The sequence below is a fragment of the Rhizobium sp. LEGMi-198b genome, from assembly GCF_054114205.1.
On sequence record NZ_JBSYVH010000001.1, the window covers coordinates 369307 to 386662 of the forward strand.

11 protein-coding genes are annotated in these 17356 nt (G+C 60.2%); 9 read left to right on the forward strand and 2 right to left on the reverse strand.

Features of this window, described 5'->3' with window-relative positions; translation table 11 throughout:
• Window positions 1–33: 33 nt before the first annotated feature.
• Entirely contained in the window at window positions 34–1698 is a 1665-nt protein-coding gene (locus tag ACXHXG_RS01785) for an electron transfer flavoprotein-ubiquinone oxidoreductase (RefSeq protein WP_457898327.1), read from the reverse strand.
• 285 nt (window positions 1699–1983) lie between these two features.
• On the opposite strand from ACXHXG_RS01785, the gene ACXHXG_RS01790 reads away from it, so the two are divergent.
• The 6 genes from ACXHXG_RS01790 to ACXHXG_RS01815 all read left to right on the forward strand — a co-directional run bounded on the left by ACXHXG_RS01790 (window position 1984) and on the right by ACXHXG_RS01815 (window position 10374).
• Window positions 1984–2772, forward strand: a complete 789-nt coding sequence (locus ACXHXG_RS01790; protein WP_283049675.1) for an SDR family oxidoreductase — start codon at window positions 1984–1986, stop codon at window positions 2770–2772.
• A gap of 431 nt (window positions 2773–3203) precedes the next feature.
• Window positions 3204–4448, forward strand: a complete 1245-nt coding sequence (locus ACXHXG_RS01795; protein WP_457898328.1) for an efflux RND transporter periplasmic adaptor subunit — start codon at window positions 3204–3206, stop codon at window positions 4446–4448.
• Window positions 4445–7564 carry an efflux RND transporter permease subunit gene (locus tag ACXHXG_RS01800; protein ID WP_457898329.1) on the forward strand — a complete coding sequence of 1040 codons (3120 nt, stop codon included), beginning with the start codon at window positions 4445–4447 and terminating at the stop codon, window positions 7562–7564. Before ACXHXG_RS01795 ends, ACXHXG_RS01800 begins: the two co-directional genes overlap by 4 nt.
• A 240-nt stretch (window positions 7565–7804) precedes the next feature.
• Window positions 7805–9094, forward strand: a complete 1290-nt coding sequence (locus ACXHXG_RS01805) for an Hsp70 family protein (protein ID WP_283049671.1) — start codon at window positions 7805–7807, stop codon at window positions 9092–9094.
• 55 nt (window positions 9095–9149) lie between these two features.
• Window positions 9150–10040, forward strand: a complete 891-nt coding sequence (locus ACXHXG_RS01810; protein WP_457898330.1) for a uracil-DNA glycosylase — start codon at window positions 9150–9152, stop codon at window positions 10038–10040.
• Between the two features lie 142 nt (window positions 10041–10182).
• Complete coding sequence (locus ACXHXG_RS01815; RefSeq protein WP_283049669.1) at window positions 10183–10374, forward strand: hypothetical protein; 192 nt, start codon at window positions 10183–10185, stop codon at window positions 10372–10374.
• Window positions 10375–10773: 399 nt separating this feature from the next.
• On the opposite strand, the gene ACXHXG_RS01820 is transcribed toward ACXHXG_RS01815, so the two are convergent.
• Entirely contained in the window at window positions 10774–11649 is an 876-nt protein-coding gene (locus tag ACXHXG_RS01820) for a hypothetical protein (RefSeq protein ID WP_457898331.1), read from the reverse strand.
• Window positions 11650–11988: 339 nt separating this feature from the next.
• Between ACXHXG_RS01820 and ACXHXG_RS01825 the strand changes: the two genes are divergently transcribed.
• The 3 genes from ACXHXG_RS01825 (at window position 11989) to pepN (ending at window position 17351) form a co-directional block, all read left to right on the forward strand.
• Window positions 11989–13227 (forward strand): MFS transporter, encoded by a 1239-nt coding sequence (locus ACXHXG_RS01825; RefSeq protein WP_104825032.1) that lies wholly within the window; start codon window positions 11989–11991, stop codon window positions 13225–13227.
• Between the two features lie 192 nt (window positions 13228–13419).
• Entirely contained in the window at window positions 13420–14529 is a 1110-nt protein-coding gene (locus tag ACXHXG_RS01830; protein WP_457898332.1) for a methyl-accepting chemotaxis protein, read from the forward strand.
• A gap of 173 nt (window positions 14530–14702) precedes the next feature.
• Window positions 14703–17351, forward strand: coding sequence for an aminopeptidase N (gene pepN, locus ACXHXG_RS01835; protein ID WP_457898333.1), 2649 nt, complete (start codon window positions 14703–14705; stop codon window positions 17349–17351).
• Window positions 17352–17356 lie beyond the last annotated feature (5 nt).

The window sequence follows — 17356 nt, forward strand, 5'->3', positions numbered from 1 at the left end:
CGTATGCGTCTCGCCCGATCTCTCCCATGCCCATCACATATTCGGATAGACTGGCCCCTCGCCGCCCTGCGGCGGCACCCAGTTGATGTTCTGGTTGGGGTCCTTGATGTCGCAGGTCTTGCAGTGCACGCAGTTCTGGGCGTTGATGACGAAGGTGTCCTTGCCGTCCTTTTCCACCCACTCATAGACGCCGGCCGGACAGTAGCGCGTCGACGGGCCGGCATAGATGTCGTGCTCGGAACGCTTCTGCAGGTCCATGTCCTTGACCTTGAGATGCACCGGCTGGTCTTCCTCATGATTGGTGTTCGACAGGAACACCGAGGAGAGACGATCGAAGGTCAGAACGCCGTCCGGCTTCGGATAGGCGATCGGCTTGTGCTGCGAGGCCGGCTCCAGTGACTGGGCATCGGTCTTGCCGTGTTTCAGCGTGCCGAAGAAGGAGAAGCCGAACAGCGTGTTCGTCCACATGTCGAGACCGCCAAGCGCCACGCCGATCGCCGTGCCGAACTTCGACCACAGCGGCTTGACGTTGCGGACCTTCTTCAGGTCGCGGCCGATGTCGGTGCTGCGCCATTCGTTCTCGATCTCGATCACTTCGTCATTGGCGCGGCCGGCAGCAATTGCTGCGGCGATCTTGTCGGCCGCCAGCATGCCCGACAGCACCGCATTATGGCTGCCCTTGATGCGCGGCACGTTGACGAAGCCGGCCGAACAGCCGATCAGCGCGCCCCCGGGGAAGGAAAGCTTCGGCACCGACTGGTAACCGCCTTCGGTGATGGCGCGCGCCCCATAGGAGAGGCGCTTGCCGCCCTCGAAGGTGGAGCGGATCGCCGGATGCGTCTTGAAGCGCTGGAACTCCTCGAAGGGATAGAGATAGGGGTTCTTGTAATTGAGGTGCACGACGAAGCCGACGGCGACGAGATTGTCTTCGAGGTGATAGAGGAACGAACCGCCGCCGGTCTTCATGCCCAAAGGCCAGCCGAAGGAGTGCTGCACCAGGCCCTGTTTGTGGTGCTCGGGCTTGACCTGCCAGAGTTCCTTGAGGCCGATGCCGAACTTCGGCACGTCACGTCCCTCATCGAGCTTGAACCGGGCAATCAGCTGCTTAGCGAGCGAACCGCGCACGCCTTCGCCGATCAGCACGTATTTGCCGAGCAGCGCCATGCCGCGGGTATAGTTCGGACCGGGCTCGCCGTTCTTGTCGATGCCCATGTCGCCGGTGGCAACACCGATGACGGCACCTTCGTCATTGTAAAGCACTTCGGTGGCGGCAAAGCCGGGATAGATCTCGACGCCGAGCGCTTCCGCCTTTTCGGCGAGCCAGCGACAGACGTTGCCGAGCGAGACGATATAATTGCCGTGATTGTTCATCAGCGGCGGCATCAGCGCATTCGGCAGGCGGACGGAGCCGGCAGGTCCGAGCACCAGGAAGTGATCGTCCGTCACCTTGGTCTTGAAAGGATGGCCGTCTTCTTCCCGCCAGCCGGGCAGCAGCCGGTCGATGCCGATGGGATCGACGACGGCACCCGACAGGATATGGGCGCCGACTTCCGCGCCCTTCTCGAGCACGACGACCGTCAGATCGGGATTGACCTGCTTCAGACGGATCGCCGCCGCAAGACCAGCCGGCCCTGCACCGACGATCACCACGTCGAATTCCATGCTTTCGCGTTCTGGCAGCTCGCTAGCGTCGGTCATTCACTCTGTCTCCCATTGGCCAGGCTCCGATTGGTGGCGCGCGGCCTTGTCCCTTTTTGGACGTCTTCCCGTTTCGGCTATCTCTTGTCAAAACGGGAGAGGATTGTCGAGCCGGGAAGCGACAGCCGATCCTCCAATTCGCACAACCGGCCCGGAAATTATATTCCTCTTACGTCAACGTCAATATCTAGCTGCTTTCGCCTGCTGTTTATCGGCTTTCAAAAAGCGCTCGCGGCATTCTATAAAACCCATGGAAATATCCGGGCAGCGTAAAGGATGAACAAGATGGATCTCGGCATCAAAGGAAAGCGGGCACTGGTTCTGGCTTCGTCCAAGGGACTTGGCCACGGCATTGCCGTGGCGCTGGCACGCGAGGGGGCGAATGTCCTGCTTTGCGGCCGCAGCGGCGAGAGGCTGGAGAGCAATTGCAAGGCCATCAACGCCGAAGGGAAAGGTCGGGCCGATTGGATCTGGGCCGATCTCAACGACGAGATGTTCGTCGAGACCGTCAGCAAGGCCGTGACCGACAAGCTCGGCGGCCTCGACATCCTCGTCAACAATACCGGCGGGCCAACCCCGGGAACGTCGGAAGATATGACCGCCGACCGGCTGGAAACCTATTTCCTATCGATGGTGGCGCGGGTCATCACACTGACCAATGCGCTGCTTCCCGGCATGAAGGCACAAGGTTGGGGACGCATCCTGACCGTTGCCTCCTCCGGCATCATCGAACCGATCCCTAATCTGGCACTTTCAAATACGCTGCGTCCCGCGCTTGCCGGTTGGAGCAAGACATTGGCCGCCGAGGTGGCGGCGCATGGCATTACCGTGAATATGCTGTTGCCGGGTAGCATCGCCACCGACCGGCTGGCCGACCTTGACAGCGCAGCGGCCAAACGTACCGGCAAAAACCTGGAGGACATCCAAGCCGAGCGGCAACAACGCATTCCCGCCGGCCGCTACGGCTCGATCGAAGAATTCGCGGCGACGGCCGCCTTTCTTTGCAGCGAACCTGCAAGCTATGTCACGGGTTCGATGATCCGCTGCGACGGCGGCGCGGCGCGCTCGCTCTGAGGACAAAAGCGGCGAACGAGGGACTTCGCCTTTGGAGGCGCGGTCCGCCCGAACACAATTACGTGAGAAACAGATAGGCTAATATTGGGCTTCAACCCTCCCGTTTCCGGGTGGGTAAGGGCAAAAGATCAGCATTGCCGCGCTTTTATTACAGAACGGCAATCAAAAAATAGTCATTTCGGCCATTTATTGCACTGCAAACGAAAGCATACCGGCAAAGCTTTCCAACTGTTAATTTTTCACCCTGTCGAACAGGTGGTAGGTTACTGCGAACTAGCGTTCATCAATACACGTTATAGGGACAGAATACCGAACGTTAGCGGTAACGGCGATGTGATGGGTGATGGCAGAACGCGTCTTTTGTGCGTTGCAACAAACCCACCTCGAGGTCACCGCATTTTCCTGCAACTCGCCTCGACCGGTTTTTAAATATGAAGAAATTTTGGCTCTCTCTCGGCCTTCTCGTTGTCGCAGCTCTTGCAGTCTGGAGCTACCGTGACCGTATCCCCTTTATGTCCGCTTTGGTCGACAAAGCATCCGCCAAGACCGAGGATAGCAGCAAGGCAGCGGATGCCGGCGGCCACGGCAAGCGTCAGATCGCGCCCCAGGTGGTCAAGACCGTAGCAGTCACGAAAACGACGCTCCCCAACGACGTAACCGCCACCGGCTGGGCTGATGCGCAAGACACGACGACGATTGCCGCGCAGGAATCCGGCATCATCACCTCGATTGAAGCTCAGGATGGCGCCATGATCAAGGCCGGTGACCTGATCGCAAAGCTCGATCCGCGCACGGCCCAGGCCTCCGTCGATAAGGACCAGGCAAACCTTATCAAGGACCAGGCGACGCTCACCGAAACCGAAGCGGCCCTGACGCGGGCCAAGACCCTTCTCAACGGAGCCGGCACGCAGCAGACGGTAGACCAGGCCGTCGCGGCACGTGACACGGCCGCCGCAACGGTCAATGGCGACAAGGCACAGCTCGCATCCGATCAGGTGCTGCTCGAGCACACCGAAATCCGCGCGCCCTATGATGGCCGTCTCGGCGATGTCACCCTCAGCGTCGGCGCTTATGTCAGCCCCGGCACGGCCATCGTATCGATCGCCCAGTACGATCCGATCTACGTGAAATTCCATATGCAGGAGAGCCATCTGCGCGAACTGGAGGAAGCGATGAAGGCCGGGACCGTTCCCGTCAGCACCGTGCCCCGGTCGGCTGAGGGCAAGTCGCGCCAAGGCGCCATGAGCTTCTATGACAACCAGGTCGATGCCGCATCCGGCACGATCCTCGCCAAGGCGAAGTTCAACAATGCCAACGGCGCCATCTGGCCCGGCCAGTCGGTCAACATCGTCGTACACTTCAACGACAACCAGCCTGTTCTCGTCACGCCGACGGTTGCGATCAGCCCCGGCCCCGATGGCTTCTTTGCCTTTGTCGTCAAGGACAACAAGGTGCACATGACGCCGGTCACCGTCGCGCGCCAGAACGGCGGGTACACTGCGATCGCCAAGGGCCTTTCGGAAGGCGACCATGTCGTGACCGAGGGACAGGTGCAGTTGAACGATGGCCAGAGCGTGAACGAGCAATTCAGCGATGCCACGCCGCAGAAAGTCGCCTCGGCTGACGATCAGTCGGGTCAGAAAACCGAAACGATCTCTGTCGGAGCGCAGCAATGATCCCCAGCTTCTGCATCAGCCGGCCGGTCGCGACGACGCTTCTGGCCTTGGGGGTGGTCATGGCAGGCTGGGCGGGCTATCGCCTCGTGCCCGTTGCCGCCTTGCCGCAGGTCGACTTTCCGACCATCAACGTCACTGCGCAGCTAACAGGCGCTTCGCCGCAGACCATGGCGACTTCGGTTTCGACGCCGCTGATCAAGCAGTTCGAGACCATCCCGGGCATCAGCGAAATCTCCTCGACGAACTCGCTCGGCAACACCAGCATCGTGCTGCAGTTCGACCTGAACCGCGATATCGACGCCGCTGCGGCTGACGTCCAGGCGGCAATCTCGCACGCGACTCGGCAATTGCCCGATAACCTGACGGTGCCGCCGAGCTATCGCAAGACTAACCCGGCCGATGCGCCGGTCATGCTGCTGGCCGTGCAGAGCGATACGATGCCGCGCAGCAAGCTTGATGAAATCGCCGAAGACATCATCTCGCCGTCTCTGTCCACTCTTCCCGGCGTGGCGGAAGTGACGGTGTTCGGCGCCCAGACCTATGCCGTGCGCGTCGAAGTCGATCCCGCCAAGCTGCAGGACCGCAGCATCGGCATCGATACTGTCAACAATGCGCTGGTCAACGCCAACAGCCAGGTTCCGGTGGGCACTCTGCAGAACAATACGCAGAGCATGACCATCAACTCCGATACGCAGCGCACCAATGCTGCGGAGTTCCGTTCGCTTGTCATCGCCAACCCGAACGGCGCGCCGATCCATCTCAGCGATGTCGCGGACGTTCAGGACAGCGTGGAAAATACCAATGCCGGCTCCTGGTATGACGGCAAGCGGGCGATCATTCTTGCCATCCAGCGCCAGCCGGATGCCAATACGGTCGATGTGGTCGACGCCATCAACGCCAAACTGCCGCAACTACACGCGGAAATCCCGGCCTCGGTGAAGACGACCGTTATGAACGATTCGGCTCAGCCGATCCGCGACGCGATTTCAGACGTCAAATTCACGCTGATGCTGACGATCGGCCTCGTCGTGCTGGTCATCTATCTCTTCACCGGTCACGTTACGGCAACGATCATACCCGGCCTCGCCGTGCCGCTGTCGCTGATCGCGACCTTCGGCATGATGTATATTCTCGGATACAGCATCGATAATATCTCGCTGCTCGGATTGACACTCGCGGTCGGTCTCGTGGTGGACGACGCCATCGTCATGCTCGAGAACATATTGCGACATGTCGAAGAGGGCATGCCGGTGCTGCAGGCGGCGCTCAAGGGCTCGGCGGAAGTCAGCTACACGATCATATCGATGTCGATTTCGCTAATCGCCGTGTTCATTCCGATCCTGCTGATGGGCGGCGTCGTCGGCCGTATCTTCAACGAGTTCGGCATGGTCGTCGCCATCGCCATCGTGTCTTCCGCGATCGTATCGCTCACCGTCACCCCCATGCTCAGCTCGCGCCTGTCGGCGGGCCACGGAGAGCCCCCCTATCCGGTGCGTCTCTTCAACGCCGGCTTCGACTGGACCCAGCGCGGCTACGACAAGGGCGTCGCCTGGTGTCTTCGCCACCGCGGCACGGTGCTCCTGAGCTTCCTCGGCTCGGTTGCCCTCTCGGCATACCTCTTCATGGTCCTGCCGGCGAGCTTCTTCCCGACGGAAGATATCGGCCGCCTGACGATCTCGACGCAGGCCCGCCAGGATATTTCCTATCCGGCGATGCAGGACCTGCAGAACCAGGCTGCAGCGCTCGTAAAACAGAATCCGGCCGTCGCCCATGTCATGTCCATCGTCGGCGGCAATGCGCGTCAGCCGCTTAATAACGGCACGATGTATGTGGAACTCAAGGCAAAGGATCAGCGGGAGCCGCTGGACAATACCCTGCGGGAGCTGCGCGCCAGCATCAGCAAGATTGCCGGCCTGAAGGCCTATATCACGCCCCAGCAAAGCCTCCGCTTCGGTGGCCGTCAGACCGCCAGCCAGTATCAGCTCGTCGTCCAGGCGCTCAGCGCCGACCAGACCAATCTCTGGGCCAATAAGATCGAGGATGCGATGCGCCGCGACCCGCGCTTCACGGACGTCGCCTCGGACGAGCAGAACAATGCATTGCAGGCCAATATCGTCGTCGATACCGAAAAGGCCGCACAATACGGGATCAACAACAATCAGTTGCGCACGTCGTTGGAAGAAGGCTTCGGCGGTTATACCGCGGCACAGATCCAGTCGACCGGCGACAGCTATGACGTGATTGTCGAGTTCGATACCAGCAAGCCCTGGGACGACCAGAAGCTACAGGAAATCCAGATTGCTTCCGCAAGCGGAGCCCTGGTGCCCCTATCGAACTTCGCCCATGTCCAGCGCACGACCGGCCCCGTCACCATCAACCAGACCGGCCAGCTCGTTTCGACCACCGTTTCCTTCAACCTGCCAGCCGGCGAAGCACTCGGCGACGCAACGGCGCAGATCGAGCAGATCAAGAAGGATCTCAACATGCCGGCGGACGTCTTCACGTCCTACGGCGGTACCGCCCAGATCTTCCAGCAGTCGCAGGGCAGCACGCCTTACCTGATCCTTGCCGCCGTGCTGACGATCTATGTGGTTCTCGGCGTTCTCTACGAGAGCTTCATCCATCCGCTGACCATTCTTTCCGGCCTGCCGGCCGCCGCTCTCGGCGCACTGCTTGCCCTGAAGGTCTTCGGCTTCGACCTGTCGATCATCGCGCTCATCGGTCTGCTGATGCTGATCGGCATCGTCAAGAAAAACGCGATCATGATGATCGACGTGGCGCTGGAGACGCTTCGATCGACCCCCGGCATATTGCCTGCGGAAGCGATCCATGAAGCCTGCGTTCGCCGTTTCCGTCCGATCATGATGACGACCTTCTGCGCCCTGCTCGGCGCGCTGCCGATCGCCGTCGGTGGCGGCGCCAGCTCGGAACTGCGCCAACCGCTCGGTATTGCCGTCGTCGGCGGTCTTGTCGTCTCGCAGATCCTGACGCTGTTCATCACGCCGGTCATCTTCCTTGAGATGAACCGTCTGAACGACTTCGTCGGACGTCTTGGCAAGCGCAAGGAAAAGCATCAGCACGAAGAAGAAACGCCGACCGCAATCGCGGCCGAATGATACCAGACGGGCGCCTCGCGGCGCCCGTTTTACTTTGGTGTGATCCAAAACCCGAGACCGCGCAGCGAAAACTGCAAAGCGATTTTCGGACAAGGTCATTGCGAAACAAATGCTCTCTTACGTCTTGCGCTTACAGTTCAGCCATGCCATGACGCGCCCTCTTTACGACAAGGGCGCGTCTCGCGTTCCATAAGGGGCATCGCCCCATTCCAAAAAATTTCAGCAGAAGGAAGTGCGGGCATGGCTCGGGCGCTTGGTTTCGACTTCGGCACAACGAACACGGTTTTGGCGCTCGCCGATGGCCCGGCGACACAATCGGTCGCCTTCACAAGCGTTGCCGGCACCGCCGACAGCATGCGCACGGCACTGTCCTTCATGAAGGATCCGGGACTGGGCGCGGCAGCGCTGAAGGTCGAGGCCGGGCATGCCGCCATCCGGCAGTTCATCGACAATCCCGGCGATTGCCGCTTTCTGCAATCGATCAAAACCTTTGCGGCCAGCGCGCTTTTCCAGGGCACGCTGGTTTTTGCCAAGCGCCACACCTTCGAGGATCTGATGGAGATCTTCGTGCGCCGGCTGCGCGCCTATGCCGGCGATGCTTGGCCGACGGATGTCGGCCGCATCGTCACAGGACGGCCGGTGCATTTTGCCGGCGCCAATCCGGATGCATCCCTCGCTACAGCCCGCTATAACGCGGCGCTGGCGCGCTTCGGCTTTCCGGAAATCCATTATGTCTACGAACCTGTGGCCGCGGCTTTCTATTTCGCCCAGCATCTGAAAACGGATGCGACCGTGCTGGTGGCCGATTTCGGTGGCGGCACCACCGACTATTCGCTGATCCGCTTCGAGACCCATGGCGGAAAGCTGACGGCGACCCCGATCGGCCATTCCGGCGTCGGCATTGCCGGCGATCATTTCGACTTCCGGATGATCGATAACATCGTTTCGCCGGCGATCGGCAAAGGCAGCCTGTTCAAAAGCTTCGACAAGCTGCTGGAAGTACCCACTTCCTACTACGCCAATTTCGGCCGCTGGAACCAGCTATCGATCTTCAAGACCTCGCGCGAATATGCCGATCTGAAGACGCTGGTGCGCAGCAGCCTAGAGCCGGAAAAGCTCGAAACCTTTATCGAGCTCGTCGAACACGATGAGGGCTATCCGCTCTATCAGGCCGTGTCGGCGACGAAGATGGCGCTTTCGGCGGAAGAGGAAGCGGAATTCAACTTCCCGCCGCTCGGTAAGGCCGGCCGCAGGACCGTGCGCCGCAGCGATTTCGAAAGCTGGATCGCCGACGATCTCGCCCGCATCGAAGGCGCGCTGGATGACGTGCTGGCGACCACCAACACGTTGCCGGGGAGCATCGACAAGGTGTTCCTCACCGGCGGCACCTCTTTCGTGCCCGCGGTGCGCCGCATCTTTACCGAACGCTTCGGTCAGGAACGGATCGAAACCGGCGGCGAGCTGCTGTCGATCGCCCACGGCCTTGCCTTGATCGGCGAGCGCGACGACATCAGCCAGTGGACGGCGTGAGGGTGAAGGACACCCTGCCCTTTCGTTCTTCCGCCGCTTTGGTTAGAGTTCGTCCATGATCTCCGCAAACGACCTCACTTCGGCTGAACTTGCCGCCCTTCTGCATTTTCATGCGGATGCCGGCGTCGAATGGCTGCTCGAAGAGGAGGCCGTTGATCGCTTTGCCGAATTCGCGGCGATGAAGGCCGCTCGCCAAGGCACCCGGCCAGCAGCCCAGCCGCGTGCCGAGACACCACCGCCTGCGACACGACCCGCGGCGCAGCCGGAACGTCGCCAGGCCGCGCAGCCTGTCGCTGCACCGATGTCGCCGCGAAGCGCACCCGCCATCCCCGACGAGCAGGCCGTCGAACAGGCCCGATTTGCCGCCGAAAGCGCCCGGTCATTGAACGAACTCAAGACCGCGCTGGAAGCGTTCAATAGCTGCAATCTGAAAAACAGCGCACGCTCGACCATCTTCGCCAGCGGCAGTGCCGAAGGCCGGGTCATGGTGATCGGCCCGATGCCCAGCGCCGACGACGACCGCGAAGGCCTGCCCTTTGCCGGACGAATCGGACAATTGCTTGACAAGATGCTGGGCGCCATCGGTCTGCAGCGCGACGGCATCCTGCTCACCAATGTCATTCCGTGGCGGCCGCCAGGCAACCGTGCGCCGTCGGCGCCGGAAGTCGAGATATGCCGGCCCTTCATCGAGCGGCAGATCGCGCTCGCGGAGCCGAAAGCCCTGCTGCTTCTCGGCAATTTCACCGCTCGTCACTTCTTCGAAAGCAACGAAACTATTCACGGCCTGCGCGGACAATGGCGGGAAGTGACGATAGCCGGCCGGACGATACCGGCAATCGCCAGCCTCCATCCCCAGGAACTGTTGACTGCGCCAATCAATAAGCGCTTGGCCTGGAACGATCTTTTGACCTTCAAAAGTCGGATCGACGCCGGAGATTCGGACTAATTTTTCACCAATATTAACGGAAGATGAAACTTGTTATGCATTCTTTGCATGGCAGTCTTCCGGTCGCGTGCATTGCGGAATCAATGCTGCACTGCAATATATCCGGTGTGTCTTGGGAGGAAATTTGAAAGGAACCAAGGCCATGACTGCTCGTTTCCGTCCTATCCATAGCGGGTTTGATACCCTGCGCCGCGTCATCGTACCCGTGCGCGCCACCAATGGTCATCGCAGCCTCGGCATTGCCGCCAATGAGCAGATGACTGCTCGCGGCACCGGCATCTCCGCTCGGGTTGCTCGTCCGACCGCTATATTCGCCGATTTCCGCGAGTGCTAACCAATGAAAAGCTGAGGCAAATCAAGGCTTCGCCTTGTAGGTTGCAGATGCTTGATATTCCGAAGCGAGTATGAAGTTCCGCGAAATTCGCGGCAGCATCGTGTATGATTTTGTTTCAGGGGTGACATCGTGTCTTTAGGTTTGCGTTCTTTTTTCACTCTTCTCGATTCCGTGGGACATATCGGCTCCGCGGTGCGCGCAGCAGAGGAATTCGAGCGCTCCCGCAGCCTGCGCAAGGCTGATCAGCGTGAGCTGAGCCCCGCACGTACAGTGGCGGCAAGCATCCCCTTATAGGTTTGGAAAGAGCGAGGTCGATGATCCCGCTCTTTTTTGTCTCGGATTTTCATAATAGATTTTCATGAAGAGCAACGCCGGGCCTAGCCCGGCGTTTTTTGCGGTTCATTGTTCCGAAACCGCCTGCGCCGCCATCGATTGCGCCCAAGCAAAAGCTTCATCCACGGCAGCCAGTTTGACGGCCTGCCAGCGGCAATATTCGTCAAGGAAGTCGCGAGACATCCAAAGGTGCGTCTTTTTCGGTTCGTCATACCAGCCCAGACTGCCGCCATCGGCAGCCTTGCGCAAAAGGCGCTGCAAATGGGTGCGCGACATCATGAACTGTGCAGCGATTGCCCGCGTATCGATGCGGCCGAGATTGACGCGCCCATCCACTTCCGTACCCAGGTCCACCCGAGAGACGAGATGGTCCATCACCAGCCCCCCTGCTTCCGTCCAGAGAAACAAGCCGACACGCTCCGGCGGCTCGCGCCAGGCGGTCGTCTCCAGACAGCGGCGCGCCATGCGCGGCTGCGCCACGTCGACCAGTACCGGATGGGCGGCAAGCGTCGCGGCGCGGTTCCCATTGTCCAGCAGGTCAAGCGCGGCGAGATTGGCGAGATACCAACTGATCATTGCGGTGTGGCTGACCTCGGCCGGTGCGTAACGGCGCGGACGCCGGACAACGCCAGGGGCGGGAACGAGGAAGCGATAGGTCAGCAGTTCCTCGATATAGCTCAGCACGGTGTTGCGGCTTGCGACGCGGTATTGCGTGATGACATCGCGAAGCTTGACGACGGTCAGACCAGAGCCGGGTATGGCCGGATCATATTCGAGATGAAGAGCATAGGCCGTCTGGGTCAAAAGCCAGCGCTGATGCGAGGCCAACAGGCGTGCGATCCGCGGGCCGCTGTCGTAGCGATCCCGCAAAGCCTGCGCCAGGAAACGCAGGGAGGGGACGAATTCGGGATGGCAAGCAAGTTGCTCGACGGAAAAGCTCAATCGGGCCTCCTTATGGCGCCCTTCTAAAATACAAAACGGAAGGAATAGTTCTCATATTTTTTGATTAAACCTGCCGTCACAGATCGAAGCCCCAGATATCCGATAGCATGCTATAGTTATCTGAAAACACTGATATCGCAAGAAGTTAAACAAATAATTTAAGTTTAAAACCATTCTTTCGCCATCATCTTTTTCAATGACCATTCAAGACGAGGGGCCACAGATCAACCACCCGCGTCATGTGCCGTCGCGATTGATCGCGCATCATTGCTGGGATAGAGCAAGATGCGTTTTTGCGATGCGCATCTGCTTCAACCAATCGACCGGAATCCCGCTCCAATGCTGGCCAGCCTCGTCTCGATCGCCAGTCTGATGTTGTCAACGCTGTTGATGATGTTCGGCTATGGCTTGATGAACTTCGTCGTGCCGATCCGCTCCGTGGCGGAAGGCTGGTCGACCTTCACCATTTCGGTGATCGCCACCGGCTACACTTTCGGCTTCACCATATCCTGCATCATCACACCGCGTTTCGTGCAGCGGGTCGGACATGTGCGCGTATTTGGCGCCCTGATCTCGCTGCTCAGCATCGGCATTCTGCTCTGCGCGTTGATGGTCGATTGGCGCGCCTGGCTGGCCTTCCGCTGCATCAGCGGCTTCGGCATCGCCGGCGCCTATCTCATCATCGAAAGCTGGCTGAACGAGCGGGTCACCAACGATAACCGCGCGACCATCTTCTCGGTCTATATGATCACCTGCCTGGTCGGCTCGATCGGTGGACAATATCTGGTACCGCTCGGCGATCCCAGCAATACCTCCCTCTTCATCCTGTGCGGCGTTATCTTCGCGCTGGCGATGCTGCCGACGGCGTTATCGACCGCGAAATCGCCGACGCCGATCCATCAGGCCAAGTTCGACCTGCCGAAACTTTACCGGCTGTCGCCGATCGCCTTCGTCGGCTCGCTGCTGTCGGGCGCCCTCTCCGGCACCTGGAGCAGCCTTGGCGGCGTCTATACCCAGAATGTCGGCATGAACACGGCCGAGGGCGCGACGTTGCTCGCCTGCGTGCTCGCCGGCGGTGCCGTGTCGCAAATGCCGATCGGCCGCATATCAGACCAGATGGACCGCCGCTACGTAATGATCGTCTGCGGTGTTATCGGCATCCTTGCCTGCGTCACCATGACGTTGTTCAACGCGCATGGGCAATTGACGCTCTATGTCGCCGGCTTCTTCATCGGCACCGTGCTCTATCCGATCTACGCACTCAATGTCGCTCATGCCAACGACCGCGCGGCGCCGGATGAATATGTCACCATTTCCAGCGGTATCATGCTGCTCTACGGACTGGGCACGGTCTCCGGACCGCTGGTCGGCGGCGCGATGATGCAACTCGCCGGCCCATCCGGCCTTCTCTGGTTCCTGGCCCTCGCCTTTGCGCTATATGCCGGCTATGCGGGGTGGCGCATCGCCATGCGCAAGCCGAACGAAGGACGCATCGAAAAGACGGACTTCCAGTCCATACCCCTGCCCGTCCGGGGCGGCGAACCGACGGGGCGCCGGATGCAGTCTACAGCCGACTGAGCGCGTTGAAGCTGCCCGTCGGGACCTTTTTTGGGCCAAAAACGGTATAGTTTCCGAACTGACGGCCGCATTAACCTTTTAAAAACCATAAGCACTTCAATTTAATTTCACCGCGGTCAATAATGCCTGCGGCGGCGGCATGTATTTTCAAACGCCTACTTCAGCCTTTACTATTTCCGAGGTTTTCATTCGATGACAGCAGCCCAATCGATGGAGCGGCGTCCTGAGCAGCGTGCGGTAACACCGCGCTCGATGCGGGTCGTCACCGAAGGCATCGGCAAGGATCTGGAGCGATTCAGCAGCGACAACACCAATGTCGTCAAGCAGATCAAGCTTCTCGCGATCAACGCGCTCATCGAGGCGGCCCGCGCCGGCGAAACCGGCAAGGGCTTCGCGGTGGTCGCCAACGAGGTTCAGCGCCTGGCGCAGATCGCAACCGACATCGCGAGTAAATTTGAAGATAACGTTCTCGGCCGTATCGGTGTCACCCGCGGCATGGCCGAAGCGCTGGTCGGGGAGATGGAAGGCGTTCGGTTGACCGATCCTGCCCAGACGCTGGTGCAGCTCATCGTCCGCAATCTCTTCGAGCGCACCGCCGACGTCCGCTGGTGGGCGACCGACACTGCGCTGTGGGAGGCGCTTCAGGACCCGCAGCCGCAACGCCTGGCCTTCGCCGCCGAACGTCTGGGTGTCATCAACCGCTTCTATACGGTCTATCTCGATCTGGTCGTGACCGACATGAAGGGACATGTCATCGCCTCGGCCAATCCCGCCTACCAGCGCAAGCTCGCGGGCGCCAATCTCGCCGCGGATCCCTGGTTCAGGGCAGCCGTCGCCTGCCAATCGGGTGACGACTATATCGTCGACGAAGTCAAACCCAGCGAGTTGCACGACCGGCGCAATGTGCTCGTCTACGCTACCGGCATTCGGGAAGGCGGACGAACAGATGGCCGACAGATCGGCACGCTGGGCGTCTATTTCGACTGGCAGAACCAGGGACAGGCGATTGTCGACAAGGAGGCCAGCCTACCGCCACAGGTCGCCGAAAAGACCGTGGTTATGCTGCTCGACGGCAAGAAACGCGTCATCGCCTGCAGCGATCCGAAATTGATGTTCTCGCATTTCGCGCTCGCCAATCCCGAGGGCATGGCGCGGGGCAGCTATTACGACAATAACGGCGCCATCGTCGCTTACGCAAAGACGCTCGGCTATGAAGACTATGATGGACTTGGATGGTATGGTGTCGTCGTGCAGCAAACGGAAGCCGACGATGCGATCAAGGCGGCCTTCAATCTGAAATGAGATGTGGCCTTCCTGATCAAATACTTCCCTCGCCATCACAAATCGTAGTGGCGCGGTGATATGACTTTAACTTTGGTTCAGATTTCGATGTAATGATGCGCGCGGATTTGCCTCCGAAGCGCTGCTTCGGATCAACGCCGCCCGCCGCAGTATGAGCCTGATCAGGATAGACCATGCGAACAGACACCGGCCAGATCGTCCATCTGGCAGATTACCGTCCCACCGACTTCGTTCTGGAACGCGTGGACCTCACCTTCGATCTGCACCCGACCGAAACCAAGGTCGAAGCGCGGCTGATCTTTCATCGCCGCGAAGGCACCGACACCAAGGCGCCGTTAGTGCTCGACGGCGACGAGCTCACCCTTTCGGGACTGCTGCTCGACCAGATCGAAGTTCCGGCCGGGCAATTCGAGGCGACGGCGGAAAGCCTGACCGTCCGCGACCTGCCGGAAAGCGTGCCTTTCGAGCTGACGATCACGACGGTCATCAACCCCGAAGCCAACACGCAGTTGATGGGACTTTACCGCACAGGCGGCATCTATTGCACCCAATGCGAGGCCGAGGGCTTCCGCCGCATCACCTATTTCCCGGATCGCCCCGACGTACTTGCTCCCTATACGGTCAACATCATCGCGGATAAAGCGGCCAATCCGCTGCTGTTGTCGAACGGCAATTTTCTCGGCGGGGCCGGTTATGGCGAAGGCAAGCACTTCGCCGCCTGGTTTGATCCGCATCCGAAGCCCAGCTATCTCTTCGCGCTTGTCGCCGGCGATCTCGGCGTAGTCGAGGATACGTTCGTCACGATGTCCGGCCGTGAAGTGGCGCTGAAGATCTATGTCGAGCATGGCAAAGAGCCCCGCGCAGCCTATGCCATGGATGCGCTGAAGCGCTCGATGAAATGGGATGAGGAGCGGTTCGGTCGCGAATACGATCTCGACATTTTCATGATCGTCGCCGTCTCCGATTTCAACATGGGGGCGATGGAGAACAAGGGCCTCAACGTCTTCAACGACAAATACGTGCTGGCCGATCCGGAAATCGCCACCGATGCCGACTATGCCAATATCGAGGCGATCATCGCGCATGAATATTTCCACAATTGGACCGGCAATCGCATCACCTGCCGCGACTGGTTCCAGCTCTGCCTCAAGGAAGGCCTGACGGTCTATCGCGATCACGAATATTCCGCCGATCAGCGCTCGCGGCCGGTCAAGCGCATCGCCGAAGTCCGTCATCTGAAATCGGAGCAGTTTCCGGAGGACAGCGGCCCGCTTGCCCATCCGGTCCGCCCGACCAAATATCGTGAGATCAACAACTTCTACACGACGACAGTGTACGAGAAGGGCAGCGAAGTCACCCGCATGATCGCCACCCTCCTCGGCCGCGATCTGTTCAAGAAGGGCATGGACCTCTATTTCGACCGTCACGACGGCCAGGCGGTGACGATCGAGGATTTCATCAAATGTTTCGAAGATGCGAGTGGCCGCGACCTGACGCAGTTCTCGCTCTGGTACCATCAGGCCGGCACGCCGCTGGTAACCGCCTCCGGCACCTACGACGCCGGCGCCAAGACCTTCGCGCTGTCGCTTGAACAGATGGTGCCGGCCACTCCCGGCCAGCCGAACAAGGAACCCATGCATATCCCGCTGCGCACGGCGCTTTTCGCCGCGGATGGGACGTTGTTGACGCCGACATCGGTGACCGGAGCGGAACTGACCGACGACGTCCTGCACCTGACTACGCGGGCGCAGACGGCAGTCTTCCACGGCATTCCCTCGCGGCCGGTGCTGTCGTTGAACCGCAGCTTCTCGACACCGATCAATCTGCAATTCAGCCAGAGCGCCAAGGACTTGGCGCTGATCGCTCATTATGAAACCGACCATTTCGCACGCTGGCAGGCGCTGATCGACCTTGGCCTGCCGAACCTGCTGCAGGCCGCCCGCGATACACGCCAAGGCATCCCTGTCACTTGCGACGCCGCATTCATCGATGCGCTTCTGGCGGCGGCAAGCGACAAGAGCCTGGAGCCAGCCTTCCGCGCTCAGGCGCTGGCTTTGCCGAGCGAAGCCGACATTGCCCGCGAACTTGGCGGCAATAACGATCCGGACGCAATCCATACCGGCCGTCAGGCGATCCTCGCGCTGGTCGCCGAAGCCGGAAAAGAAATCTTCGCTTCACTCTATGACAACATGCAGACACCGGGACCCTTCAGCCCGGATGCCGCAAGCGCCGGACGCAGAGCATTGCGGAATGCCGCGCTCACCTATCTGTCGCAGTCGGACAATGCGCCGGCTCGCGCCAAAGCGGCCTTTGATGCGGCGAACAACATGACCGATCTCAGTGCCGCCCTGACGATCCTCGCCCACCGGTTTCCGGAGACGGCGGAGGCCAAGGCGGCGCTCGAGACCTTCCATGATCGCTTCACCGGAAACGCGCTGGTCATCGACAAATGGTTCGCCATCCAGGCGGCTATTCCGGGCGCGGCGACCTTGGAGCGCATCCAGGGCCTGATGGAAACGCCGCTTTTCAAGCGCACCAATCCCAACCGCATGCGCGCTCTCGTCGGCACCTTCGCCTTTGCCAATCCGACCGGCTTCGGTCGTGCGGATGGAGCCGGTTATCGCTTCCTCGCAGAGCAAATCCTCGACATCGACCAGCGCAACCCGCAGTTGGCGGCACGCATTCTGACCTCCATGCGTTCCTGGCGCTTGCTGGAACCCGTTCGTGCCGATCACGCCCGCTCCGCTCTGATGCAAATCGAACGCGCCGCCAACCTTTCGACGGATGTTCGCGATATTGTGGATCGCATCCTCAAGGAGTGAATTTC